Below are 25,347 nucleotides of genomic sequence, written 5' to 3'. Positions count from 1 at the left end.
TCAACATGGAAAAAGTCACAATCAGCGTTGAAAAAGTTACAATAACACCAAAAATAGTTACAATCCACTGTGAAAACTGTGGGAAGCAGGGTTGAGTCACCCTAGAACTATTGAGAAACCAAACATTAACTACTTTTTAAAAAAGCTTAAAAAAAAGCGGCGGGATTTTAAAGATTCGTCGCTTTTCCATTGGAAGGGAGACACAACACATATGGCAAATGCATACAAGCAAGCGGGTGTAGATATAGAAGCGGGCTATGAAGCGGTGACGCGTATGAAAAAGCATGTGGCTAGAACGATGAGGCCAGAGGTGATGGGAGGCCTGGGCGGATTTGGAGGCCTGTTTGACCTATCGGCAGTAAATGTTAAAAATCCGGTGCTCGTTTCCGGGACAGATGGAGTCGGGACAAAACTGATGCTTGCTTTCCAGCTCGACAAACATGACACCATTGGGGTGGATGCAGTTGCGATGTGTGTGAACGATGTTGTCGTGCAAGGCGCAGAGCCGCTATATTTTCTAGATTATATTGCATGCGGTAAAGCAGTGCCGGAGCGTATTGAGAGTATTGTAAAAGGAATCGCGGACGGCTGCGAGCAGGCAGGTTGCGCATTAGTAGGCGGGGAAACAGCGGAAATGCCTGGTATGTATGACGATACAGAGTATGATTTGGCAGGATTTACAGTAGGAGTGGTAGAGAAAGAGCGTTTAATCAATGGCTCCAAAATTGAACCTGGCAACGTATTGATCGGACTGAGCTCAAGCGGTATCCACAGCAACGGATACTCATTAGTACGTAAGATTGTGTTTGAAAAAGGCAAGCTGGACCTTGATAAAAAGTACGATGGCTTTGACGGTACACTTGGCGAAGAGCTGCTCACGCCTACAAAAATCTATGTAAAACCAATCCTTGAAGTCCTAAAAAAATACGACATCAACGGAATGGCTCATATTACCGGTGGCGGATTTATTGAAAATATCCCACGGATGCTCCCAGAAGGCATGCAAGCTGAGGTGGACTATGGCACTTGGCCGATCCCACCGATTTTTGATCTTTTACAGGAAGTTGGCGAGCTAGATCGCAAGGAAATGTTCAATATCTTCAACATGGGAATTGGCATGGTGCTTGCCATAAACGAAGAGATCCTACCAGAAGTGGTGCAGATTCTTGAAGCTAACGGGGAGAAAGCTTACTTGATTGGCCGTGTAAAAGAAGGGGAGGGTATCACGTTTGGCGGAGGAGAAATCCGATGACAACAAGAATCGCCATCTTTGCATCAGGGAGCGGGTCCAATTTTCAGGCGATAACGGATGCATGTCAAAAAGGCTTGCTCGATGCCACGCCTGCTTTGCTTGTCTGTGACAAGCCCGATGCCTATGTAGTCGAACGTGCAACTGCAGCGGACATTCCCTATTTCGCATTTGCGCCTAAAAGCTATAAAACGAAAGAGGAATTTGAAGAGCATATCCTTCTGGAGTTAAAAAGATATGAAGTAGATTTTATTGTGTTGGCAGGCTATATGCGTCTTATTGGACCGACGCTGCTTAACGCTTTTAAAGGGAAAATCGTTAACATCCATCCTTCTATATTACCAGCGTTTCCAGGCCTGGATGCGGTAGGTCAAGCGCTCGAGTACGGTGTGAAACTAACAGGAGTGACCATTCATTTTGTCGATGAAGGTATGGACACGGGACCAATTATTGCACAACAAGCAATTGAAATTGGCCAGGATGATACGCGAGAAACAGTAGAGAAAAAAATTCATGAGGTAGAACATTCATTTTACCCAAAAACCTTACAACAACTTTTTTCAATCAAAGGAGAGGCAACGATACGATGAGAGCATTAGTTAGTGTTTCAAATAAAGAGGGCATTGTCCCATTTGTACAACAATTAGTGGACCTAGGTGTGGAGGTTATCTCTACCGGCGGCACAAAAAAAGTATTGCAGGATAATGGTGTGAAGGTAATTGGAATTTCGGAAGTAACAGGCTTCCCTGAAATACTTGATGGACGTGTAAAAACCTTACACCCGATCATCCATGGTGGATTATTGGCGATGCGTGACAACGAAAGTCACCAAGCGCAGCTAGAGGAGCACGGAATAACTCCGATCGATTTGGTTGTGGTGAACCTTTACCCATTTAAAGAAACGATCTCAAAAGCAGATTCCACGTTTGAAGATGCCATTGAAAACATCGATATCGGCGGCCCGACAATGCTTCGTTCAGCAGCAAAGAATCATAAGGATGTTGCAGTTTTGGTGGACCCTACAGACTATGAGGGTGTAATTGCTGAATTAAAAGAAAGCGGGAAAGTGGAGGTGGCAACACGCCGTCGCCTTGCAGCAAAAGTATTCCGCCATACAGCAGCCTATGATGCGATGATTTCCAACTATTTAACGGAAGCAGTAGAAGAGAAGCATCCGGAATCATTGACCGTTACGTTTGAGAAAAAACAAGGCTTGCGTTACGGAGAAAACCCGCATCAACAAGCAGCATTCTACCAAGCACCATTAGCGTCCGAATTTTCGATTGCATCAGCTGAACAGCTTCACGGAAAAGAATTATCCTACAACAATATCAATGATGCTGATGCAGCATTGCAGATCGTTAAAGAATTCAAAGACCCTGCAGTAGTTGCAGTCAAGCATATGAACCCTTGTGGCGTGGGAACCGGTGCAACTACGGTGGAAGCCTACCGTCGTGCATATGAAGCAGATCCTGTTTCGATTTTCGGAGGCATCATCGCCTTCAATACAGAAGTGGACAAAGAAACGGCAGAACTTTTACATGAGTTGTTTTTGGAGATTGTCATTGCACCGTCCTTTAGTGAGGATGCTTTGGCTGTACTAAAGCAGAAAAAGAATATCAGATTGTTATTGGTAGATATGAACGGGGCAGGCGTGATGCAATCCCGTATGGTATCCGTTCGCGGAGGTCTTCTGGTGCAAGATGAGGATCAAGCAGGTTTTGAAGAAGCGACTATCACGGTTCCAACGAAGCGCGAACCGACTGAGCAAGAGTGGGCAGACCTGAAGCTTGCATGGAAGGTAGTGAAGCATGTGAAATCCAATGCCATCGTACTTGCCAAAGAAGGTCAGACTGTCGGCGTTGGTGCAGGACAGATGAACCGTGTTGGTGCAGCGAAAATTGCCATTGAGCAAGCTGGCGAAAAAGCAGTAGGCTCCGCACTAGGCTCAGACGCTTTCTTCCCAATGAACGACACAGTCGAAGCAGCAGCAAAAGCCGGTGTAACAGCCATCATCCAACCAGGCGGCTCCATCAAAGATGAAGATTCCATCAAAAAAGCCGACGAATACGGAATTGCGATGGTATTTACGGGAATGAGACATTTTAAGCATTGATAGCATGTGTTCATAAGTATTGATACCGTTAATATTCATTGATTACCCAACTATCCCCTGTTGACTGAAGTGTAAGGTGTGAGACTCCGGCGGGAGGTAACGGTAGACTTGAGACCCCACAGCGCAGCGAGGAGGCTCAAGCACCGCCCCGCGGAAAGCGTACACCTGGAACGGAAGGGAAACAGGGAGTTAGCGAATAAATATCCCTCAACACGTCAGGAGGAAAACCCATGAAAGTATTGGTAATTGGAAAAGGCGGCCGCGAACACGCCATCGCCTGGAAATTCGCACAAAGCCCATCCGTAACAGAAGTATTTATCGCACCAGGAAACATCGGTATGGAAACAGTCGGAAATCTAGTTCCGATCCAAGAATCAGACACGGACTCCTTAATAAATTTTGCAAAAGAAAACCAAATCGACCTTACCATGGTGGGCCCGGAAGTACCTTTACTAAACGGAATAGTCGACGCATTCCAAGCTGCAGGACTTCAAGTATTCGGACCAACCAAGGCTGCGGCTCTCATTGAGGGAAGCAAAGGCTTTGCCAAGGACCTGATGAAAAAATACGGCATCCCGACAGCTGGCTATGAAACGTTCACAGATTACGAAGAAGCAAGAACGTACATCGAAGGCAAGGGCGCACCGATTGTTCTGAAAGCTGACGGATTGGCAGCTGGAAAAGGTGTGGTTGTTGCCATGACGGATGAAGAGGCGTTTAATGCGGTGCATGAAATGATGGCGGAGTCAAAATTTGGAGCTGCATCCTCTAAACTTGTAATTGAAGAATTCCTTGAAGGAGAAGAGTTCTCTTTTATGGCATTCGTCAACGGTGAGAAAGTATATCCAATGGTGATTGCACAAGATCATAAACGTGCGTTTGACGGGGACAAGGGACCAAACACAGGTGGCATGGGAGCGTACTCTCCAGTGCCGCAAATCCCAAATTCCGTTGTGGAAGAGGCGTTGGAAACGGTACTGCTTCCAACTGCAAAAGCGATGGTAAACGAAGGACGCCCATTTGTAGGCATTTTATATGCAGGTTTGATTTTAACCAAGCAAGGTCCAAAGGTGATTGAATTTAATGCACGCTTTGGTGATCCAGAAACGCAAGTCGTGTTACCAAGACTTGAATCAGATTTGGCGGAAGTGTTGACAGGGGTCCTACGCGGGGATGATGCGCTGGAGCTTAAATGGTCGAATGAATCTGTAGTTGGTGTTGTAATGGCATCCAAAGGCTATCCAGAAGCGTATGAAAATGGTGCCGTTATTGAAGGTGCGGATCAAGTTGGTGAAGGTTTGGTTTTTCATGCCGGCACAGAAGCTCGAGATGGAAAGCTTATAACAAACGGCGGCCGCGTGCTGCTAGTGGCTGCACAAAGCGACAGCTTAGAGCAAGCACAGAAAAAAGTGTACGAAGAGTTGCGCAAAATAACATGCGATAATCTTTTCTATCGCAAGGACATTGCCCACAAAGCTATTGCGTCCGGCGTTTCTTCTTAACAAAAACATACAAAATAGCAACAATCCCACCAATAATAGTGGCTAACACAAACGACATATCCGTTAAATACTCAAGCATTTTTCATACCTCCTTATATTGTTCGATGTGAGTGACGAAAACCCTTTGGGGGTCTGACCCCCAAAGGTGTTTTTTTATCGTTTTTATCGTTTTTCACCATCTTCCCCTCATGAAGGGTTGTAAGAGTCGGCTCCGCCGTCGGTGTTTGCTTTGGCTTCGAAGTCGTCGAAGTCGAAGTTGTAGTGGTTGTTTTCGCTATTGTGGTCGTTGCGGTATTCTTGGAAGCGCTCGAAGCCTGCTGTTAGCGGGCAGTAGCGCAGAATGCCTTCCGCGATTTTCATGCCTGCAAGGAGTGCGACAAGTTTATAGGAATCGCGGTTTGGACGTCGAACCATTTTGCTTGTAATCCACGCCAATGTAGCAAATCCTGCTGTGATGCGAATCATCGCATTGATGATGCTGATATTTGGTCTTACTTTCATCATAATCCCTCCAAAGTATAAATTTTCTTCAGTTAAAGCGCTAAATTGCATTAATTTTCACATAATTATCAAGAACGGTGATGCAAGCAAAACTCTGTTGTGGTAACATGGTAAAAAGAGGTTATATCAAAATAATATTCACTAAATGAATCATACAGATGTGACAAAGATAAAATCTCACAAAGAGTGGGTGATAAATAATGCATGAACAAGCATATAGATGGAAAAACAAAAAAATACGAGAACAGGTTGCCGTTATTGATGGAAAACAGGCACCAACCTTGGTTCTGACTAATGCAACATACTTAAATGTTCAATTAAAAGCGTGGATGACCGCAAATATTTGGATCCACGAAGATCGAATTGTCTATGTAGGAGATCAGCTCCCTACAAACACTGAGAACACAGAAATGGTTAATTGTGAATCATACTACTTGGTTCCAGGTTACATTGAACCGCATGTTCATCCGTTTCAACTTTATAATCCCCTGTCGTTTGCGCAATATGCATCTAAATTAGGAACAACGACCTTCGTTAATGACAACTTGATGCTTACTTTGCAGATGACAAAAAAGAAAGCGTTTTCTTTTATAGAAGAAATGAACAAAACTGCTGCGACTATGTATTGGTGGTGCAGATTTGATGCGCAGACGGAGATAAAAAATGAGGACGAAATTTTCTCGACTCCAAATATGAAAAGCTGGCTAGATCACCCTCTTGTTATGCAGGGCGGGGAATTGACAAGTTGGCCGAAATTAATGGCGGGGGACGATTTAATTTTACATTGGGTCCAAGAGGCGAATGCACGCAAAAAACCAGTGGAAGGGCATTTTCCTGGTGCTTCGGAAAAGACATTGACGAAAATGCAGCTGCTCGGCATTCACAGTGACCATGAGGCGATGAATGGAGCGGATGTGATTAAACGAATTTCTCAAGGGTATCATGCTTCCTTGCGTTATTCCTCAATCAGACCGGACCTACCATTAATTTTAGAAGAGCTTGAAGCTTCAGGTGTTCATTACTATGATCAAACCTTCTTCAACACAGACGGCTCCACACCGAGCTTTTATGAAAGCGGTGTCATAGACCGGACCATCGCCATTGCTTTAGACAAAGGAGTGCCGGCAATAGAGGCATACCGGATGGCCTCTTATAATGCAGCAAGACACTTTTCTATGGATAAGTTGCACGGAAGCATTGCACCAGGACGGATAGCAAACATCAACTTCCTAAAGGCAAAAGAAGAGCCAACCCCCGTTTCCGTCCTTTCCAAAGGCCTGTGGGTCACAAGGGACAATGAGCAGGTCAAGGACGTTTTCCCTACCCAAAATTGGTCGGCGCTCGGCCTAGAGCCGATGAAACTCGGTTGGGATTTAAGCATGGATGATTTACAATTTTCCATGGCGCTTGGGATGGAAATGGTCAACGAAGTAATCATTAAGCCATATACTATCTCAGTGGATGTGTCAGGTGACAGCCTGTCGACATCTCATGATCAGTCGTACCTTATGCTAATTGACCGTAAAGGAAAATGGCGCGTGAACACGATTCTCAAAGGGTTCGGGACACATGTTCAAGGATTTGCGAGTTCTTATTCCAATACAGGTGATATCGTTTTGATAGGGAAAGACAAGACCGCGATGCTAAAGGCCTTCCAACATATGAAAGATCTAGGAGGGGGAATGGTGTTGGTGGAAGGTGGAGAAGTCATTTGCGACATCCCATTACCGCTTTCAGGTGGATTATCAGATTGTAGCATGGAAGACCTGATGAAGCAGGAAACAGAACTGCGAAATCAGTTGTTTGAAAGAGGCTACAGTTTCAATGATCCCATCTATACATTATTATTTTTATCATCTACACATCTTCCCTATATTAGAATAACACCTAGAGGAATATACGATGTGATGAATAAAACGGTACTCTTTCCGTCAATAATGCGTTAAAATATAAAAGTATGTAAAATTACTAAAGGTTGTGTTTATGTTAGGATGAGTAGGAATAAGATGTTGGTATTGGCAAGTCTTATGCTGATGTTGGCAGGCTGTCAATCCAACGATAAAAAAAACGTTGAAACTAGTCAAGAGCAAAGTGAAGAGACTACAGAAGTAGCGATAGAAGAGGAAGAACAAGTCGCGACAGAGGTATCTGAACTGACGGAGCAAGCACCGTTAACTGGAGAAATGGTGGAGGAGAAAGTAGATGCCCGTCCGGTTGCGGTAATGGTGAATAATGATATAAAAGCTAGACCACAGTCTGGTTTGCATAAGGCCGATGTTGTTTATGAAGTGCTGGCAGAAGGCGACATTACCAGGCTCCTTGCCATATTTCACAGTGAAATGCCTGAAACAGTCGGTCCTGTCAGAAGTTCAAGAGCCTATTTTGTAGACCTGGCAAAAGCCTATGACGCCTTGTATGTATTTCATGGTTGGAGTCCTGGTGCCAAAGAGAAGATACAAGCAGGAGAGGTAGATGGAATAAACGGTCTGACCTATGACGGAACACTTTTTAAACGAGCAAGTTTCCGGAAGGCGCCGCATAATTCATACATCAGCTCTGAAAATATCCAAAAAGGCGCAGAGCAGCTAAATTATGAGACACAAGCGGAGGTCGCATCTTTTACATTTTTGAAAAAAGGGCAAATCAATCCTCATGAAGCCACCGCTTTAGAGCAAGTGAAAATCGAATACTCATCCAGGCAGGCAACACATGTTGAATATAGATATGATGCTGAGAGAAAAGCATACGTCCGTTATAGCGGCGGCGTGAAACACACAGACCTTGAAACAAAGGAAGAGATTATTGCACATAATGTGTTCCTTGTAGAAGCGGCTCATCTTGTGGTAGATAAACAAGGTAGACGGGACATCGATATAACCTCAGGCGGCAACGGGGTGCTCATCCAACATGGAGAGCGTTTCGATGTGGAATGGAAATCGGTGGACGGCAAGATCCTTCCCTACAAAAACGGGGAACAGGTTCCACTTGTCCCGGGTAAAACGTGGATTCAGATTATTCCAGATTTAAATAAGGTCATATACTAGTCTTAATAAGCAAAGGAGAAATAAAACATGCAAATCAATAAACTACGCGGAAAAGAACTGGATCAACTTTTTGAATCTATTCTTTCTTTAAAAGACATGGAAGAGTGCTATCGATTTTTCGATGACCTCTGTACCATCAATGAAATTCAATCTTTAGCCCAGCGCCTAGAAGTGGCAAGAATGCTGAGAGAAGGTTTCACGTATCATAAAATCGAGACAGAAACTGGTGCAAGTACGGCGACCATCTCCCGTGTGAAGCGTTGCTTGAATTACGGTAACGATGCTTACGAGATGGCATTGGAGCGTATTGCAGAAGAAAAGACAGAAGAAGTGTAAAGAGTTTTAAGGTGGCCCGCTGCGCTGGATTGCAGCGGGCCACTTTTTTGGATTGGCCACCATTCTATATGCCCGAATGGTTGAGAAGACTCGATGAAAAGTCTAATAGGGGAGTTCTATACGCCCGAACAGTGAGGAAATCCGCATAAAAAGTCTAAAAGAACGGTTCTATACGCCCGAACGGTGAGGAAACCCGCATGAAAAGTCTAATAGAAAGGTTCCATACGCCAGAACGGTATGAAAAATCATTATAAATATAAACTACACTCTCCACTGATCAAACAACAAATAACCGCCTCTTATTAAGAAGCGGTTCCACCCAAAAGCAAAGTCCCTTAACAAACCGTGCATCACCTAAAAAACGTATCCTGGTTTGGTTTTACTTGATCGACTGATTGAGAGTGCGAAGCAGAGTGAGCCGATCTCCTTCTTTTTTTTCCAAAGTGGTCCACAAGAGCACCAAACACCAAAAGAATAGCGAAGCCAATAACAAACCATAGCCGCATAGGCATGTTGGACACCTCCTTATCACATCATATTTTGAAGCGACTTCGATATGCATCCATCTATTAAAAAACAACTATTTTCCTAAGTGCGACTAAAGATGTTAGTTATGTAATTCCCCGCTACGCATAACAAATAACAGCACAAAGGAAAAAAACTTTTGGGCAACCTAAATAGGTCGTAACTTCCAGTCCACAATCTCCGTTTCTCTTTTTCGTATTAGCTGGGATTTTGCTATAATAGGGGAATGGAAAATTAGAATGGGGGACGTTTGCAGTGTTAATGGAAATACGTGAGTGGAAGCACGTTTTTAAATTGGATCCAAATAAAGAGATATCGGACGAAGATTTAGAGCTTGTGTGCGAATCCGGTACCGATGCAATTTTAGTCGGCGGTACGGACGGAGTCACACTCGACAATGTGCTGAGCCTGATGAGCAGGGTGAGAAGATATTCGTTGCCATGTGCATTGGAGGTTTCCACCATAGAATCGGTCACACCGGGATTTGATTTTTATTTTATCCCTAGTGTGTTGAACAGCAGAAAGACAGAATGGGTCACGGACCTTCATATAGAGGCACTGAAAGAGTACGGCGACATCATGAACTGGGAGGAGATCGTGGCAGAAGGGTACTGTATCCTGAATGCCGACTGTAAGGCTGCCAGGTTAACGGAAGCCAAAACAGATCTCGACAAAGAAGATGTCATCGCTTATGCAAGACTAGCAGAGAAAATGTTTAATCTGCCTATCTTTTACTTAGAATATAGTGGTACGTACGGGGACGTGGAAATGGTCCAAGCGGCCAAACAAACTCTCGAAAAAACGCAACTATTTTACGGAGGCGGCATCTCCACAGCAGAACGCGCTAAAGAAATGGCTGCATACGCCGATACCGTCGTAGTAGGAAACGCCGTGTATGATAACTTAAAAGAAGCACTAAAAACAGTTGAGGCTGTGAAAAATATATAGTAATCCTAGCTGTTGATTGGAGCACAGGGCGAAGACTCCTAAGGCAGATAGCGGTAGGTTGAGACCCCTGAAGCGTTGTGAGGAGGCTCACGTCAGCCCCTAGGAAAGCGAAGCCATTTGCGGAGATCAACAGCGGTGGATGCAAAGATTCTAAAATTAATAGTAATTCACTACACATTTTAGTATGATAGAAAATAAGAACATATGTTTGTTGGGACGGTGAAAAAATATGCAATATTTAAGTCAGAGGCTTCTTGAAGGACTGAACCCCATGCAAAAAGAAGCCGTGAAAAAAACGGACGGACCCTTACTCATCATGGCCGGAGCGGGAAGTGGAAAAACGAAGGTGTTGACGCATCGAATCGCCTACCTGATGGCCGAAAAACAGGTTGCGCCTTGGAATATCCTTGCGATTACCTTTACAAACAAAGCGGCGCGCGAAATGAAAGAGCGTGTGGAAAAGCTGCTAGGACCGGCTGCAGAAGACATCTGGATCTCCACATTCCACTCCATGTGCGTGCGAATCCTGCGCCGTGACATTGACCGCATCGGAATTAACCGCAATTTTACCATTCTTGATACGACCGACCAGCTATCTGTTATCAAGAATATTTTAAAGGACCGCAATATCGATCCGAAAAAGTTTGAACCAAGAACCATCCTTGGTACCATCAGCTCTGCCAAAAATGAACTGATGAATCCAGAACAATATGCCAAACAGCCACTCGGTCCTTATGAGCAGCAAGTAGCGGAAATCTATACCGACTACCAAAAGAGGCTGAAAAAGAACCAGGCACTGGATTTTGATGATCTAATCATGACGACCATCCATCTCTTTAAACGTGTACCGGAAGTGCTTGAATACTATCAACGCAAGTTCCAGTATATCCACGTTGACGAGTATCAGGATACGAACAGAGCGCAATATACGTTGGTAAACCTTTTGGCTGATCGCCTGAAAAACCTTTGTGTGGTAGGGGATTCTGATCAGTCCATCTATCGCTGGCGTGGAGCGGATATCGCCAATATCCTTTCTTTTGAAAAAGACTATCCAAACGCAGAAGTCGTGCTCCTTGAGCAAAATTATCGCTCTACCAAACGTATTCTAGAAGCGGCAAACAGAGTGATAGAAAACAATATCGGCCGTAAAAAGAAGAACCTTTGGACGGAAAACGACGAAGGACAAAAAATCATCCATTACCAAGCGGATTCGGAGAAATCGGAAGCACAGTTTGTAGTAGGCAAAATGCGTGAACTAATGCGACAGGACCCAACACGCACGCTTGGTGACTTTGCGATTCTTTACCGTACAAACGCCCAATCCCGTGTGATGGAGGAAATGCTCCTCATGTCTAATATCAACTACACGATTGTCGGCGGGACCAAGTTCTACGACAGAAAAGAAATCAAGGATATCTTGGCGTATCTTCGCCTTATTGCCAATCCAGACGACGACATCAGCTTGCAGCGAATTGTGAATGTACCAAAACGTGGCATCGGGGCAACAACCGTTGATAAGATCGCCAATTACGCGGCACAGCATGATATTTCCATATACACGGCGCTGGGAGAAGTGGACCTGATTGGCGTCAGCGGAAGAGCTACTTCTCAATTGAAAGAGTTCCGCGCGCTGATTGAAGGCTATGTACAAATGCAAGAGTATATCTCTGTAACGGAACTTGTGGAAGAGGTTCTTGAAAAGTCAGGCTATCGTGAAATGCTGAAAGCCGACAAAACGATTGAATCCCAAAGCAGACTGGAAAACATCGATGAGTTTCTATCTGTTACGAAGAACTTTGAAGAAAAATATGATGATAAGAGCTTGGTTGCCTTCCTTACAGACCTTGCGCTTGTTGCTGATATTGATAAATTGGACGAGGAAGATCCAGCCCAGCAGGAAGGTGTTATTTTAATGACACTTCATGCTGCAAAAGGACTTGAGTTCCCGGTTGTATTCCTGATTGGAATGGAGGAAGGGGTATTCCCTCACAGCCGTTCACTGTTTGAAGAAGCGGAAATGGAAGAGGAACGCCGCCTGGCTTACGTTGGAATTACGCGTGCCGAGCAGCAATTGTTTATCACGAACGCCCAGATGCGTACGTTATTTGGTCGTACAAACATTAATCCACCTTCTCGTTTTATAAAAGAAATTCCGGAAGAGTTACTAGAAAGCGAAGAAAACAAAGAAGCTTCATCCCGTCCAACGCCATTTGGTGGCCGCGGGTCAAGTTTTGGAGGCGGTTCTACTTCCCCGTTTGGTGGGGGATCAGTAGCAGGTAGAGGAAGAGCTGCAACTCCAGCTTCGCAAACCGCACGTCGTACCACCGCACCATCCCGAGGGCTTACTGCAACGGGTGGAGAAAGCTTGGACTGGATGGTAGGAGACAAAGCAGAACATAAAAAATGGGGAGTCGGCACTGTTGTCAGCGTAAAGGGTGATGGAGACAGCAAGGAACTCGATATCGCATTCCCAAGCCCAACAGGAATCAAACGCCTATTAGCAAAATTTGCCCCTGTGACGAAGGTTCAACAATAGATGATAACCGCCAAATTAGAAAGGACGACATTGCATGGAAAGAGAACAAGCTGAAAAACGGGTTCGCGAGCTGCATGATGTGCTGAACCAATATAACTATGAATATCATGTACTGGACAAACCGTCCGTTTCAGATGCCGAATATGACTCTCTTTTACAAGAGCTATTAACGCTAGAAAAGGAGCATCCAGAACTGCAAACGGAGGACTCTCCGACTCAGCGTGTTGGAGGGAATATTCTTGAGATGTTCAACAAGGTCGAGCATCGTACCCCGATGCTTAGTCTGGGCAATGCCTTTAACGAAGACGACTTGCGTGATTTCGATCGCCGAGTCAAGCAGGCTGTCGGCGATGATGTGACCTATGTATGCGAGTTGAAAATTGACGGTCTGGCTGTGTCCCTGCGCTATGAGGACGGGCTGTTTGTTCTTGGCGCGACCCGTGGAGATGGGACTACGGGTGAGGACATCACCATGAATCTCAAAACGATCAAATCAATCCCCTTGCGCTTAAAAGAACTGGTGACGATGGAAGTTCGCGGGGAAGCGTACATGCCGAAGAATTCTTTTGAAAAGCTAAATGCGGCAAAAATGGAGCGCGAAGAAGAGCCATTTGCCAACCCACGTAATGCGGCGGCGGGATCCCTTCGTCAGCTTGATCCAAAAATTGCTGCATCCCGTAACTTGTCCGTATACGTGTACAGCCTTGCAGATGCAGGAGAAGCAGGTGTGGATTCCCACAGTCAGGGCTTAGATTACCTGGATAAACTAGGGTTTAAGACGAATACGGAGCGAAAAGTGTGCACGTCTATCGAAGAAGTTTTGGAATATGTCACAGCTTGGCACACAAAACGCCCGGATCTGTCGTATGATATAGACGGTATCGTAATTAAAGTGGACAACACCGAGCATCAGGAACAGCTTGGTTTTACCGCAAAAAGTCCAAGATGGGCGATTGCGTACAAGTTCCCTGCAGAAGAAGTCACGACTAAGCTTCTTGACATCGAGCTGAATATCGGCCGAACAGGTGTGGTTACACCAACGGCGATCCTTGAACCTGTGCGTGTAGCAGGGACGACGGTCCAAAGAGCTTCCTTACATAATGAAGACCTCATCCGTGAAAAGGACATTAAGCTTGGCGATACCGTTATCGTGAAAAAAGCCGGAGATATCATCCCCGAAGTGGTGAATGTACTTGTAGAGCAGAGAACCGGTGAAGAACGTGATTTCACCATGCCGACTCACTGTCCGGAATGTGAGAGCGAGCTTGTCCGCATTGAAGGGGAAGTGGCCTTGCGCTGCATTAACCCGAAATGTCCGGCACAGATTCGTGAGGGATTGATTCACTTTGTATCCCGTAATGCCATGAATATTGATGGTCTTGGCGAAAAGGTAATTGCTCAACTTTTCCGCGAGAACTTGATTGAAGACGTGGCAGATCTTTATAAATTAACAAAAGAGCAGCTTCTGGAGCTGGAGCGGATGGGTGAGAAGTCTGCGGATAACCTGATTTCTGCAATAGAGAAAACAAAAGACAACTCGTTAGAGCGCCTTCTGTTTGGACTTGGAATCCGATTAGTCGGAGCGAAAGCAGCTAAAACACTGGCACAAGAATTTGATCATATGGATCGTCTTGCAAGCTTGACGAAAGAAGAGCTGACGGCGATTCACGAAATTGGTGACAAGATGGCGGATTCCATTGTGACTTATTTTGAACAGCCGGAAGTGGAAGAACTGCTCTCTGAGCTAAAAGAACTTGGTGTCAACATGGCTTATAAAGGACCAAAACCTGTAAGCGCGGAAGATGTGGATTCATATTTTGCAGGAAAAACGATTGTCCTGACAGGAAAGCTGGAAGAAATGTCTCGAAATGATGCGAAAGCAGCCATTGAACAGCTGGGCGGAAAAGTGACGGGTAGCGTCAGCAAGAACACCCACCTTGTTATTGCAGGAGAAGAGGCTGGATCAAAGCTTACAAAAGCCCAGGAACTTGGAATAGAAGTTTGGAACGAAGCACAAATGCTAAAGGAAATACAATCATAAGAGGTGTTGGAAGTGAAAAGGTTTTTGTCGTTGCTCCTTGTTGTTTCTCTTTTTGCCACCGGATGTGTGCCAGGCTTCGAGAAGCAGGAAGAAGTGGTACAAGATCCAGCGCAGCAGGAAAACACGGAACAAGCTATTGTTCCTAGATATAAAATATCAGATGACTATTATCAAACAATCCTTCCTTACAAGCCAGGGGAAACCCGCGGCCAAATCGCCCCGCGCCTAAACAGCCGGGTCGATGTGGAAGAATTGGAAACCGGATTGATGAGAATGGCCCAGGAGGTATTTCCTTCAGACAGTTATTTGTATCAGGAAGGGCAGTATATAAAGAGGGATACGATTAAAAGCTGGCTGGGACGAGTTGACCCAGAAGATAAGGATACTACCGGGTTGAACCCCCCGTTGATTCGGGGAGTCGATACGGAAGATACAAACGAAAAAAGTCCAATCTACCTTGCGCATATCCAGGAACAAAACTATCTTGTCCGTAAGGGAGAAGATCAGGTGGAACTAGGCGGGGTTTCCATTGGGATTGCCTTGAACTCTGTCCATTATTATAATTTAACAGATGAAGAAGGCGGCTATCCGAGGGAATATGTGATTCCAGATGACGAACTTGAAGCTGAAGGGAAAAAAATAGGCGAAGAAGTTATCAGAAGAGTACGTGGCATGGAAGGACTTGAGAATGTTCCAATCATCATTGGATTGTATAAACAAAGTCCCGCGAATTCCGTTGTCCCAGGAAGCTTTATCGCAAAAGCAAATGTCGCATCAGGAAATAATTCCGTTGGTAAATGGGAAGAAATAAACGAAGAATATCACCTTTTCCCAAATAGTGATACTACCGAATTATATCGTGATGACGCAGTACGATTTGAGAATTTCAAGCTGGATATTGACGACTATTTTCCTAATCATACAGGTGTGATAGGAACAGGCTATTACCGTGATGGGGAACTCCAACAGCTTTCCATTGAAGTGAATATGGAGTTTAACGGAAAAGCCGAGTTGATTGGCTTCACTCAGTATGTAACTGGACTAGTGGTGGAACACTTCCCGAATTATATCAATCTACAAGTATCCATTTCTTCCATCAGTGGAGAGGAAGCGTTGATTGTAAGGGATGCAGGTTCGGAAAAACCGTTTGTTCATATCTATTAATTATTGGAGACCTACTATTCTTTATGGAATAGTGGGTTTTTTGTGCTATGAATGGAGATACGAGGATTGATTGTAACCATTTTTGTGGTTATTGAGACTTTTTCAATGGTTATTGTAACTATTTTTGTAGTTATTGTAACTTTTTCAAGGATTATTGTAACTTTTGCAAAAAAGTGCTCAAAGAATTACCCTTCCCACATCTGATGCACCATTCCAACGTCTCCAAATTTTTCTTCCGATTAGAATAAAAACAATATTTGAAAGACTAGTAATGATAGGGTAGAATGAGAATTGTATGCAAGCGCTTTAGAATGCAAAGGAGGGCGAATGTAATGGTATTACCTTACAAACATGAACCATTTACTGATTTCACTAATGAGGAAAACAAACAAGCTTATCTTGAAGGCTTGAAACTAGTGGACTCTTATTTAGGACAAGATTACGACTTAGTTATTGGTGGAGAGCGTGTTACGACGGAAGATAAAATCGTATCCGTGAACCCTGCAAATAAAGAAGAGGTTATTGGTCGTGTGTCAAAGGCAGATCGTGACTTGGCTGAGAAGGCGATGCAAGTTGCAGACGAAACGTTCAAAACGTGGCGTAAAGTGAAGCCAGAAGTAAGAGCAGACATCTTGTTCCGTGCGGCAGCAATCATTCGCCGTCGTAAGCACGAATTCTCTGCACTCTTAACAAAAGAAGCAGGAAAGCCTTGGAATGAAGCAGATGCAGATACTGCTGAAGCAATTGATTTCCTTGAGTACTATGCGCGTCAAATGCTTAAACTAAAAGACGGTATGCCTTTAGAAAGCCGCGTTGGCGAATACAACCGTTATAACTATATTCCACTAGGTGTAGGTGTCATCATCTCTCCTTGGAACTTCCCATTTGCAATCATGGCTGGTACTGCAGTAGCGGCGATTGTAACGGGTAACACAGTACTATTGAAGCCTGCATCTACAACTCCGGTTGTTGCAGCTAAATTTGTAGAAGTAATGGAAGAGGCTGGACTTCCTGCTGGCGTACTTAACTTCGTACCAGGTAGCGGCGCGGAAGTAGGGGACTACCTAGTAGACCACCCACGCACTCGCTTCATCTCGTTCACTGGATCTCGTGACGTTGGTTTACGAATCTATGAGCGTGCTTCTAAAGTGAACCCTGGCCAAATTTGGCTGAAGCGTGTTATCGCTGAAATGGGTGGAAAAGATACGATTGTGGTAGACAGCGAGGGCGACCTTGAGTTAGCAGCACAATCCATCGTAAAATCTGCATTCGGTTTCTCCGGTCAAAAATGTTCTGCGTGCTCCCGTGCGGTAATCGTGGAAGATGTGTATGATCAAGTATTAAACCGTGCAGTAGAATTAACAAAAGAATTGACAGTTGGCGACCCAACAGAAAACCACTACATGGGACCTGTTATCGATCAAGCTGCATTTGATAAAGTAATGAAATATGTTGGAATTGGAAAAGAAGAAGGACGCATCCTTGCTGGTGGAGAAGGAGACAACTCCAAAGGATTCTTCGTTCAGCCGACAATCGTTGCTGACGTGGATCCAGAAGCTCGCCTGATGAAAGAGGAAATCTTCGGACCGGTTGTAGCATTTGCAAAAGCAAAAGACTACAATCATGCGCTTGAGATTGCCAACAACACAGAATACGGCTTGACTGGAGCGGTTATCACAAACAACCGCGACAAAATTGAGCAGGCTCGCGAAGACTTCCACGTAGGTAACCTATACTTCAACCGTGGATGTACAGGTGCAATCGTTGGATACCAACCATTCGGTGGATTCAACATGTCTGGAACAGACTCCAAAGCGGGCGGTCCTGACTACCTATTGCTTCACTTGCAAGCAAAAACAACTTCTGAAACGTTGTAATAATTATAATAGAAGGAAGCTGATGCCTAGTTGGGTGTCAGCTTCTTTTTTTGGTGGAGGAGTGGGGCGTACCATAGAAAACACTTTGGCACGAACTCGGCTGGTTTTGGCACGAACTCGCATTATTTTGGCACGAATTTACCCCATTTTGGCATCAACTCTCACTGTTTCGGCACGAACTCGATCTAGTTCTCCTTAAGCTCCACCAAATATAAGCTAAAACAACCGAACATCCAAACTTTATTGCTACTTTTTTACATATTTTCCACGTGAACCTTTCATACTAACAAATGTGTTCAAAAATAGTATGAAAAGGAGATATAAAATGAAGAAATTCCTTAGTATTTTAACGGTGTTGCTGTTTGTTTTAGGTGGAATGAGCAATATGGCTGCTGCAAATGCGATTACAGGCAGCAAAGAGGATGCACAAGTCCGTATTCTCCATGCATCCCCTGACGCGCCGGCTGTGGACGTCTATGTAGATGGAAATGTCGCGGTTGAAGGTGCGAAGTTTAAAGACGCTACAGATTACTTAATGCTTCCGGCAGGCCCACACAAAGTAGAGATCTTTCCTGCGGGGAAAAAAGATCAACCAGTTATTGCTCAGCAGCTTGAAGTAGAAGGTGGCAAAGCATACACGGTAGCAGCTGTTAATAAGCTTGCGAACCTTGAGATGATTGCGGTGGAGGATACTAGAAAAGCCCCTAAAGGAAAAGCGTTCACGCGTGTCGGTCACCTATCGCCTGATGCTCCACAAGTGGATGTAGGAGTAATTGATGGGGATACAGTATTCAGTGAACTTTCTTTTAAAGACATTTCCGTATATCAGGAACTTGAGCCTGGAACGTACGATTTGGAAATCAGAACACCTGATAAAAAACAAGTTCTAGACCTCTCTGGAACAAAGCTTGAAAAAGATACCGTGTACAGTGTGTTTGCAGTGAATACAGCAGACAAATTAGAGGTTATTGTGTTGGTGGATAACGAAAAGTAAATGAAAAGAGAACCCGTCCAAGTGAACGGGTTCTCTTTTGTATAAATTAATCTTCTTTATTCGTTTCAGTTTCCATTGTTTCTTCCATTTCCGTAAAGCCTTCACGTACTTTTTTACGTGGGAAGTTTGTAATATAACTTACAACAATTACGGCAATCGTACTTAGGATGAACCCTGGAATAATTTCATATAAGAACGCGGTTAGCGGTTCCCCGTTGATGGTAAATGGACCATAGATCCATAATAGTACGGTGATGGTACCCACTAGCATACCTGCAAGCGCACCCCAACGGTTCATACGTTTCCAGTAAAGACTTAGGATAACCACTGGACCAAATGCTGCACCAAATCCTGCCCATGCGTTACCAACCAGGTTAAGGATGGTGTCATTAGGTGTTAAGGATAGTGCAATCGCTACTAGTGCAACGATAAGAACGGAGATACGTCCAATTAAAACAAGTTCTTTATCAGATGCTTCACGGCGCAAGAACGTTTTATAAAAGTCTTCAGTCAGCGCACTGGATGTAACAAGTAGCTGAGAAGAAATCGTACTCATGATAGCAGCTAAGATTGCTGCAAGTAAGAATCCACTGATTAGTGGGTGGAACAAGAATTGGGAGAACACAATAAAGATTGTTTCTGCATCAGCCAATTCCATTCCTGTACGGTTCACATATGCAATCCCTACAAGTCCTGTAGCCATCGCACCAATGATGGAAACGATCATCCAGCTCATTCCGATACGACGAGCAGCTTTGAAATCACGGATGGACTTAATCGCCATAAATCGAACGATGATGTGAGGTTGACCAAAGTAACCTAGTCCCCAAGCAAGTAAAGAAATAATTCCTAGGACAGTTGTTCCTTTAAAGAAATCAAGGTATGTCGGGTCGATGGAACGTACTTCATCAAGTGTGACACCAACACCGCCTAAATCCGTAAATGCAACTATAGGCACAAGCACTAGGGCAAGAAGCATGATGACACCTTGTACAAAGTCAGTTAAACTAACTGCCAAGAATCCTCCGAACAATGTATAAGCCACTACTACACCAGCCGTTACGAATAAACCAGTTTTGTAGTCTAACCCAAATGCACTATCAAATAGTGTACCACCAGAAACTAAACCAGAGGATGTATAGAGAGTGAAGAAAATGATGATAACAATCGCTGATACGAAGCGTAAAATACGAGTTCCATCATAAAAACGGTTCTCAAAGAAATCTGGGATTGTAATGGAGTCATTCGCAGTTTCTGTATAAATCCTTAAACGAGGTGCAACGACCAAATAGTTTACATATGCTCCAATTGTAAGACCAATGGCAATCCACATACTGGATACACCGGTAGCATACATGGCACCCGGTAGACCCATTAGCATCCATCCACTCATATCAGATGCCCCGGCAGATAATGCTGTAACTCCAGGTCCTAATTGACGGCCACCAAGCATATAGCCTGAAATATCGTCTGTAGATGTTTTATAGGCATATAAACCTATTCCTAGCATGGCAATGAAATAAAGTGCTAGGGAAATAAATACTCCTGTTTCCACAATATCAACTCCTGAATTCTCTTTAGTTTTCTTTGTACATCAGCAATTTCGGCGCCCCAAATTGCTCTCATAACGGTTACGAGTATTTAAGCTAACAAAGTATTTCCCTTAATTCAAGCGATTGAAACCTTTTTCAATAGGAAGAAAAACACGCTACCCCTTGATACAATGGGCATACCTCCTAATCGTAAAAAAATAAAGTAAAACTATTCAGAATTATCAAACGCGTAATATTGCTGTAATATTTGCTACCATATTTGCCCTCACTCTTCCCAGAATGCCCACTTATTTTCCCCCGAAAAACACGAAACATACTTCCTGCCATAAAACCTTTAGAGAGGGGGGAGAGGAGGGTTTCTTTAGCGCTCTAACGCATTGAGGGTCAGACCCCTCTTTACTCCACTAAAGAAATATCATGCCAATATCCCGTGAGAATTGCTTGTGGGGGTTAAAGTTTAGTATGATAGGGGTATTGTGCAAGTTCGATTTTTGGTGGAGGTGAAAGAGGATGTCACGTATTTCGGAGGATCAGGTGAAGCATGTGGCGCATTTGGCCCGTCTTGCGATCAGCGAGGAGGAGGCAGTTATGTTCACAAGTCAATTAGATGCAATTATTTCATTCGCAGAGAAGCTGAATGAATTAGATACAGAAGATGTTCAACCAACTTCTCATGTTCTACATATGAAGAATGTCATGAGGGAAGATGTGGCGAAAGAAGGCCTGCCGGTGGATGAGGTATTGAAAAATGCCCCAGACCACAAAAACGGCCAGATTCGCGTACCAAGCATTATTGAATAGGAAAGAGTAAGGAGGGAACCCCCATGTCATTGTTTGATAAAAAGCTATCGGAATTACATAGCCTTTTACATAAAAAAGAAATCAGCGTATCTGACCTCGTTGATACATCGTACAAACGCATCAACGAAGTCGATGATAAGGTACAAGCATTCCTGACCCTAGATGAAGAGAATGCCCGTAAATATGCAAAAGTCCTCGACCAAGCGTTAGGACTAGAAAAAGAACATGGCCTATTATTTGGCCTTCCAGTTGGAATTAAGGACAATATCGTCACAAAAGGCATCCGCACGACAGCTGCGAGTAAAATACTTGGTGACTTCAACCCAATCTACAATGCAACCGTTGTAGAAAAATTGAACCAAGCTGAAACCGTCACGATCGGTAAAATAAATATGGACGAGTTTGCCATGGGATCCTCCAATGAAAACTCTGCCTTTGCTGCAACGAAAAACCCTTGGGACCTTGAGCGTGTTCCCGGTGGATCAAGCGGTGGATCTGCAGCGGCTGTAGCGGCAGGGGAAGTATTTTTCTCCTTAGGTTCTGATACCGGTGGATCAATCCGTCAACCTGCAGCTTTTTGCGGAGTTGTCGGCCTAAAACCTACTTATGGCCGTGTTTCCCGTTATGGTTTAATCGCTTTTGCTTCATCCCTTGACCAAATCGGTCCAATCACGCGTACAGTAGAAGACAATGCCTACCTTTTACAAGCGATCTCTGGACTGGATCCAATGGATTCCACGTCTGCAAACGCCGACGTACCGGACTTCCTTTCCAGCCTGACAGGAGATATCAAAGGGCTGAAAATAGGTGTGCCAAAAGAGTATCTGGCAGAAGGCGTTAGCGAAGAGGTACGCCAATCTGTTAAAGATGCATTGAAAGTATTAGAGGGGCTAGGAGCAACATGGGAAGAAGTTTCCCTGCCGCACTCCCAATACGCTTTAGCAACGTACTATCTATTGTCATCATCAGAAGCATCGGCAAACCTTGCGCGTTTTGACGGCGTTCGGTATGGCTACCGCACAGACAATGCGAAGAACCTAATCGACATGTACAAGCAGACGCGCAGTGAAGGCTTCGGACCTGAAGTGAAGCGCCGAATCATGCTTGGAACTTACGCGTTGAGCGCAGGTCACTATGATGCTTATTATGTAAAAGCTCAAAAGGTTCGTACGCTAATAAAGCAGGATTTTGAAGACGTTTTTGAAAAATATGACGTCATCATCGGACCTACTACGCCGACTCCGGCCTTTAAAGTGGGAGAAAACACGAAGGATCCACTTACGATGTATGCAAATGATATCCTGACTATCCCAGTGAACCTTGCAGGCGTACCAGGAATCTCTGTTCCAGCAGGCTTTGTGGACGGACTACCAGTAGGCTTGCAGATCATCGGAAATCATTTTGACGAGGGCACTATCTATCGCGTTGCCCATGCATTCGAGCAGGCAACCGACCATCATAAAAAGAAGCCACAGCTGTAAGGGGTGAAAAATAGATATGAATTTTGAAACGATTATTGGCCTTGAAGTACACGTAGAATTAAAAACAAAATCTAAAATTTTCTCGGCAAGTCCGAACGAATTTGGCGCAGAACCGAACTCCAATACGAGTGTCGTGGAACTTGGCTATCCGGGAACCTTGCCTGTACTGAACAAACAGGCGGTGGAATACGCGATGAAGGCTGCAATGGCCCTGAACTGTGAAGTGGCAACCGACACCAAATTCGACCGCAAAAACTACTTTTATCCGGACAACCCGAAGGCATATCAGATTTCTCAACATGACAAGCCAATCGGCGAGAACGGCTGGATTGATATTGAAGTGAACGGAGAGAAAAAGCGCATTGGTATCACGCGCCTTCACTTGGAAGAGGATGCAGGTAAATTGATGCACACAGGCGACGGCTATTCCCTTGTCGACTATAACCGCCAAGGTACACCGCTTGTGGAAATCGTATCGGAACCTGATATCCGCACGCCGGAAGAGGCGTATGCTTACCTGGAAAAACTAAAGTCCATCATCCAATACACGGGCGTTTCTGATTGTAAAATGGAAGAAGGATCTTTGCGTTGTGATGCGAATATTTCCCTGCGTCCAGTCGGCCAAAAGGAATTTGGTACAAAAGCTGAACTGAAAAACCTGAACTCCTTCAACTTTGTCCAAAAAGGACTGGAGCATGAAGTCGTTCGCCAAGAGCAAGTTCTTTTATCTGGCGGAGTGATCGAACAGGAAACACGCCGTTATGACGAAGCGACGAAGAAGACGATTCTGATGCGTGTAAAAGAAGGATCCGATGACTACCGTTACTTCCCTGAGCCGGATCTTGTCGCACTTCACATTGATGATGACTGGAAAGAGCGCGTTCGCGCAGACATCCCGACTCTTCCAGACGAGCGCAAAAAGCGTTACGTCGAAGAGCTTGGACTACCTGCTTACGACGCTCAAGTCCTGACCATCACTAAAGAAATGTCCGATTTCTTTGATGGAACTGTTGAAGCAGGAGCAGACGCGAAGCTTGCGTCCAACTGGCTGATGGGCGAGGTTTCTGCTTACCTGAACGCTGAAAATAAAGAGCTTGATGATACAGCACTGACTCCAGAAGGACTCGCAGGCATGATTAAACTTCTTGAAAAGGGCACGATTTCATCAAAAATTGCCAAGAAAGTTTTCAAAGAACTAATTGAAAACGGCGGCTATGCAGAGAAAATCGTAAAAGAAAAAGGCCTTGTCCAAATTTCGGACGAAGGGACCCTTCGTAAAATGGTCGGGGAAACATTGGATGCAAATCCGAAATCCGTACAGGACTACAAAGAAGGTACAGAACGTGCCATCGGCTTCCTTGTCGGCCAGATCATGAAAGCCTCCAAAGGCCAGGCAAACCCTCAAATGGTGAACAAGATTTTGATTGAGGAAATTAAGAAGCGATAATGTTGATAAGTAAACCCCAACGCAGGATGTTGGGGTTGTTTTTTTATTTGAGGGAAGTAGGGGTGGTATGGGTTGAGTCGTGTTGTATTGTGTCGAATGGCATTTATCCGGCCTGATTTGGCCAATAAAATGAAAATGTGGACAATAAATCTAAACTTTGGACAATAAAATCTAAAAATGGACAATAATTTCAAATTCCGGACAATAAACTAGCCAAAGCTTTACGCCACCCATTCCAACACCCCTAAATTCACGCAAGTACCACTGCAAAATCAATTTCCAACACAAAAAAGAGCGCCAACAAAGCGCTCCACATAACCTTTCCCTTTTAAAACTCCCGCACATCTCCCAAATATTCTTCCAACGTAATTCCTTTCGCATAAATCTCACCAGCAATATCCACACCAACATACCTGAAGTGCCACGGTTCGAACGCATAACCCGTAATATTCGTTTTCCCTTTCGGATAGCGCAAAATAAATCCGTAGTGGTGGGCATTTTCCGCAAGCCACCTGCCCTCAGCTGTCCCTTCCAATGCCTCCACTAACTCAAGCCCCACACTCTTAGCGGTAATATCCATCGCAAGTCCTGTCTGATGCTCGCTTGTTCCAGGCAGCGCCACATAGAGGACCGCCTGCTCATATCCGAATGTGGCTACCTCATTTTTAAAAATAGCAGCTTGTGTTTCATAAGAACGGAAGCCGGACCGCGCATAAAGTTCGATGCCTTCCCCTTTTGCGACATTGAACATGATCTCAAGCGACTCAGCTGCCTCTGCGCGCAGCTTGGAACGGTCGCTGTTTTCATCACCAAAAGAAAACGGTACATTTGGCTTAATTAAATCCCCAGGACGATACCCTTCCGGCAGCGACCAGAATTTATTGACCATCACATTCATCGCGCCAGGGTTGGCCACGACAGGAATCGCTTCGGGTTCAGAAACCTCATCAGGTTCGGAAACCTCTTCTGGGTCAGCTGGCTCCTCTTCCGTCGGAGGAGCTTCGGCTTCTTCCGGTTCTTCCGGTGCGACAACCACCTCACTACCGTCCTCTTCTTTTTCAAAAAAAGCCTTCCATGCCGCATCGTCCACCACTGCCACTTCCGGCACAGTCGACTTGCCTGCATGAGAGCTCCCTAACAATGGTTCTTTTTCTTCTAATAAACTATCGAAACTGCTGCAACCCACCAGCAAGCCCAATCCCATCGTGCAGATAATTCCTTTTTTTAGCATA

General features: G+C 44.6%; 21 protein-coding genes. 16 read left to right on the top strand and 5 right to left on the bottom strand.

Annotated features, from left to right (window positions below; translation table 11 throughout):
* Positions 1 to 211: 211 nt before the first annotated feature.
* The 4 genes from purM (at position 212) to purD (ending at position 4,867) form a co-directional block, all read left to right on the top strand.
* Positions 212 to 1,252 (top strand): phosphoribosylformylglycinamidine cyclo-ligase, encoded by a 1,041-nt coding sequence (purM, locus tag HC179_RS18215; protein WP_168865605.1) that lies wholly within the window; start codon positions 212 to 214, stop codon positions 1,250 to 1,252.
* Entirely contained in the window at positions 1,249 to 1,839 is a 591-nt protein-coding gene (gene purN / locus HC179_RS18210; RefSeq protein WP_168865604.1) for a phosphoribosylglycinamide formyltransferase, read from the top strand. Before purM ends, purN begins: the two co-directional genes overlap by 4 nt.
* Positions 1,836 to 3,365, top strand: a complete 1,530-nt coding sequence (purH, locus tag HC179_RS18205; protein ID WP_168865603.1) for a bifunctional phosphoribosylaminoimidazolecarboxamide formyltransferase/IMP cyclohydrolase — start codon at positions 1,836 to 1,838, stop codon at positions 3,363 to 3,365. The genes purN and purH overlap by 4 nt, the downstream gene beginning before the upstream one ends.
* Positions 3,366 to 3,595: 230 nt before the next feature.
* A complete protein-coding gene (gene purD, locus HC179_RS18200; protein ID WP_168865602.1) occupies positions 3,596 to 4,867 on the top strand; it encodes a phosphoribosylamine--glycine ligase in 1,272 nt (423 codons plus the stop codon).
* Here the strand turns inward: purD and HC179_RS21310 are convergent.
* Positions 4,842 to 4,925 (bottom strand): EYxxD motif small membrane protein, encoded by an 84-nt coding sequence (locus HC179_RS21310; RefSeq protein ID WP_346775159.1) that lies wholly within the window; start codon positions 4,923 to 4,925, stop codon positions 4,842 to 4,844. The genes purD and HC179_RS21310 overlap by 26 nt on opposite strands.
* Before the next feature lie 128 nt (positions 4,926 to 5,053).
* Positions 5,054 to 5,371 carry a YgaP family membrane protein gene (locus tag HC179_RS18195; protein ID WP_240948575.1) on the bottom strand — a complete coding sequence of 106 codons (318 nt, stop codon included), beginning with the start codon at positions 5,369 to 5,371 and terminating at the stop codon, positions 5,054 to 5,056.
* A 197-nt stretch (positions 5,372 to 5,568) separates the two neighbouring features.
* On the opposite strand from HC179_RS18195, the gene HC179_RS18190 reads away from it, so the two are divergent.
* From HC179_RS18190 to HC179_RS18180, 3 genes are read left to right on the top strand one after another with little or no spacing between them, the layout of a single operon-like run.
* Positions 5,569 to 7,314 (top strand): adenine deaminase C-terminal domain-containing protein, encoded by a 1,746-nt coding sequence (locus HC179_RS18190; protein ID WP_168865601.1) that lies wholly within the window; start codon positions 5,569 to 5,571, stop codon positions 7,312 to 7,314.
* Positions 7,315 to 7,374: 60 nt separating this feature from the next.
* Positions 7,375 to 8,412: a DUF3048 domain-containing protein gene (locus tag HC179_RS18185; protein ID WP_168865600.1), complete on the top strand. Its 1,038-nt coding sequence runs from the start codon at positions 7,375 to 7,377 to the stop codon at positions 8,410 to 8,412.
* Positions 8,413 to 8,439: 27 nt separating this feature from the next.
* Positions 8,440 to 8,748, top strand: a complete 309-nt coding sequence (locus HC179_RS18180; protein ID WP_168865599.1) for a YerC/YecD family TrpR-related protein — start codon at positions 8,440 to 8,442, stop codon at positions 8,746 to 8,748.
* 350 nt (positions 8,749 to 9,098) lie between these two features.
* Here the strand turns inward: HC179_RS18180 and HC179_RS18175 are convergent, their stop codons facing one another.
* Positions 9,099 to 9,260, bottom strand: coding sequence for a hypothetical protein (locus HC179_RS18175; protein WP_168865598.1), 162 nt, complete (start codon positions 9,258 to 9,260; stop codon positions 9,099 to 9,101).
* A 274-nt stretch (positions 9,261 to 9,534) separates the two neighbouring features.
* Here HC179_RS18175 and pcrB point away from each other — a divergent pair, with 274 nt between their 5' ends.
* The 6 genes from pcrB (at position 9,535) to HC179_RS18145 (ending at position 18,833) form a co-directional block, all read left to right on the top strand.
* A complete protein-coding gene (pcrB, locus tag HC179_RS18170) occupies positions 9,535 to 10,221 on the top strand; it encodes a heptaprenylglyceryl phosphate synthase (RefSeq protein WP_168865645.1) in 687 nt (228 codons plus the stop codon).
* 229 nt (positions 10,222 to 10,450) lie between these two features.
* On the top strand, positions 10,451 to 12,757 hold the full coding sequence (gene pcrA, locus HC179_RS18165; RefSeq protein WP_168865597.1) for a DNA helicase PcrA: 2,307 nt from the start codon (positions 10,451 to 10,453) through the stop codon (positions 12,755 to 12,757).
* A gap of 34 nt (positions 12,758 to 12,791) precedes the next feature.
* Positions 12,792 to 14,798, top strand: a complete 2,007-nt coding sequence (ligA, locus tag HC179_RS18160) for an NAD-dependent DNA ligase LigA (protein ID WP_168865596.1) — start codon at positions 12,792 to 12,794, stop codon at positions 14,796 to 14,798.
* 12 nt (positions 14,799 to 14,810) lie between these two features.
* The gene (locus HC179_RS18155; RefSeq protein WP_168865595.1) at positions 14,811 to 15,962 is read left to right on the top strand and encodes a CamS family sex pheromone protein; all 1,152 of its coding nucleotides are present in this window, start codon (positions 14,811 to 14,813) and stop codon (positions 15,960 to 15,962) included.
* Between the two features lie 332 nt (positions 15,963 to 16,294).
* A complete protein-coding gene (gene pruA, locus HC179_RS18150) occupies positions 16,295 to 17,839 on the top strand; it encodes an L-glutamate gamma-semialdehyde dehydrogenase (RefSeq protein WP_168865594.1) in 1,545 nt (514 codons plus the stop codon).
* A gap of 325 nt (positions 17,840 to 18,164) precedes the next feature.
* A complete protein-coding gene (locus HC179_RS18145; protein WP_168865593.1) occupies positions 18,165 to 18,833 on the top strand; it encodes a DUF4397 domain-containing protein in 669 nt (222 codons plus the stop codon).
* A 46-nt stretch (positions 18,834 to 18,879) separates the two neighbouring features.
* On the opposite strand, the gene putP is transcribed toward HC179_RS18145, so the two are convergent.
* The gene (putP, locus tag HC179_RS18140) at positions 18,880 to 20,388 is read right to left on the bottom strand and encodes a sodium/proline symporter PutP (protein ID WP_168865592.1); all 1,509 of its coding nucleotides are present in this window, start codon (positions 20,386 to 20,388) and stop codon (positions 18,880 to 18,882) included.
* 508 nt (positions 20,389 to 20,896) lie between these two features.
* Between putP and gatC the strand changes: the two genes are divergently transcribed.
* Genes gatC through gatB form a run of 3 tightly spaced genes read left to right on the top strand, consistent with a single transcriptional unit; the run spans position 20,897 to position 24,115 of the window.
* Complete coding sequence (gene gatC / locus HC179_RS18135; protein WP_168865591.1) at positions 20,897 to 21,187, top strand: Asp-tRNA(Asn)/Glu-tRNA(Gln) amidotransferase subunit GatC; 291 nt, start codon at positions 20,897 to 20,899, stop codon at positions 21,185 to 21,187.
* Between the two features lie 23 nt (positions 21,188 to 21,210).
* Positions 21,211 to 22,668, top strand: coding sequence for an Asp-tRNA(Asn)/Glu-tRNA(Gln) amidotransferase subunit GatA (gene gatA / locus HC179_RS18130; protein WP_168865590.1), 1,458 nt, complete (start codon positions 21,211 to 21,213; stop codon positions 22,666 to 22,668).
* Positions 22,669 to 22,684: 16 nt separating this feature from the next.
* Positions 22,685 to 24,115, top strand: coding sequence for an Asp-tRNA(Asn)/Glu-tRNA(Gln) amidotransferase subunit GatB (gene gatB / locus HC179_RS18125; protein ID WP_168865589.1), 1,431 nt, complete (start codon positions 22,685 to 22,687; stop codon positions 24,113 to 24,115).
* A gap of 328 nt (positions 24,116 to 24,443) precedes the next feature.
* On the opposite strand, the gene HC179_RS18120 is transcribed toward gatB, so the two are convergent.
* Positions 24,444 to 25,346 (bottom strand): M15 family metallopeptidase, encoded by a 903-nt coding sequence (locus HC179_RS18120; RefSeq protein WP_240948574.1) that lies wholly within the window; start codon positions 25,344 to 25,346, stop codon positions 24,444 to 24,446.
* Between the last annotated feature and the right edge of the window lies 1 nt (position 25,347).

This window comes from Bacillus sp. RO1 (assembly GCF_012524115.1).
Lineage (GTDB): Bacteria > Bacillota > Bacilli > Bacillales > Bacillaceae_I > Sutcliffiella_A.
The sequence above is the reverse complement of the archived record's forward strand: the minus strand, read 5'-3'. Positions and strand labels throughout refer to the sequence as shown.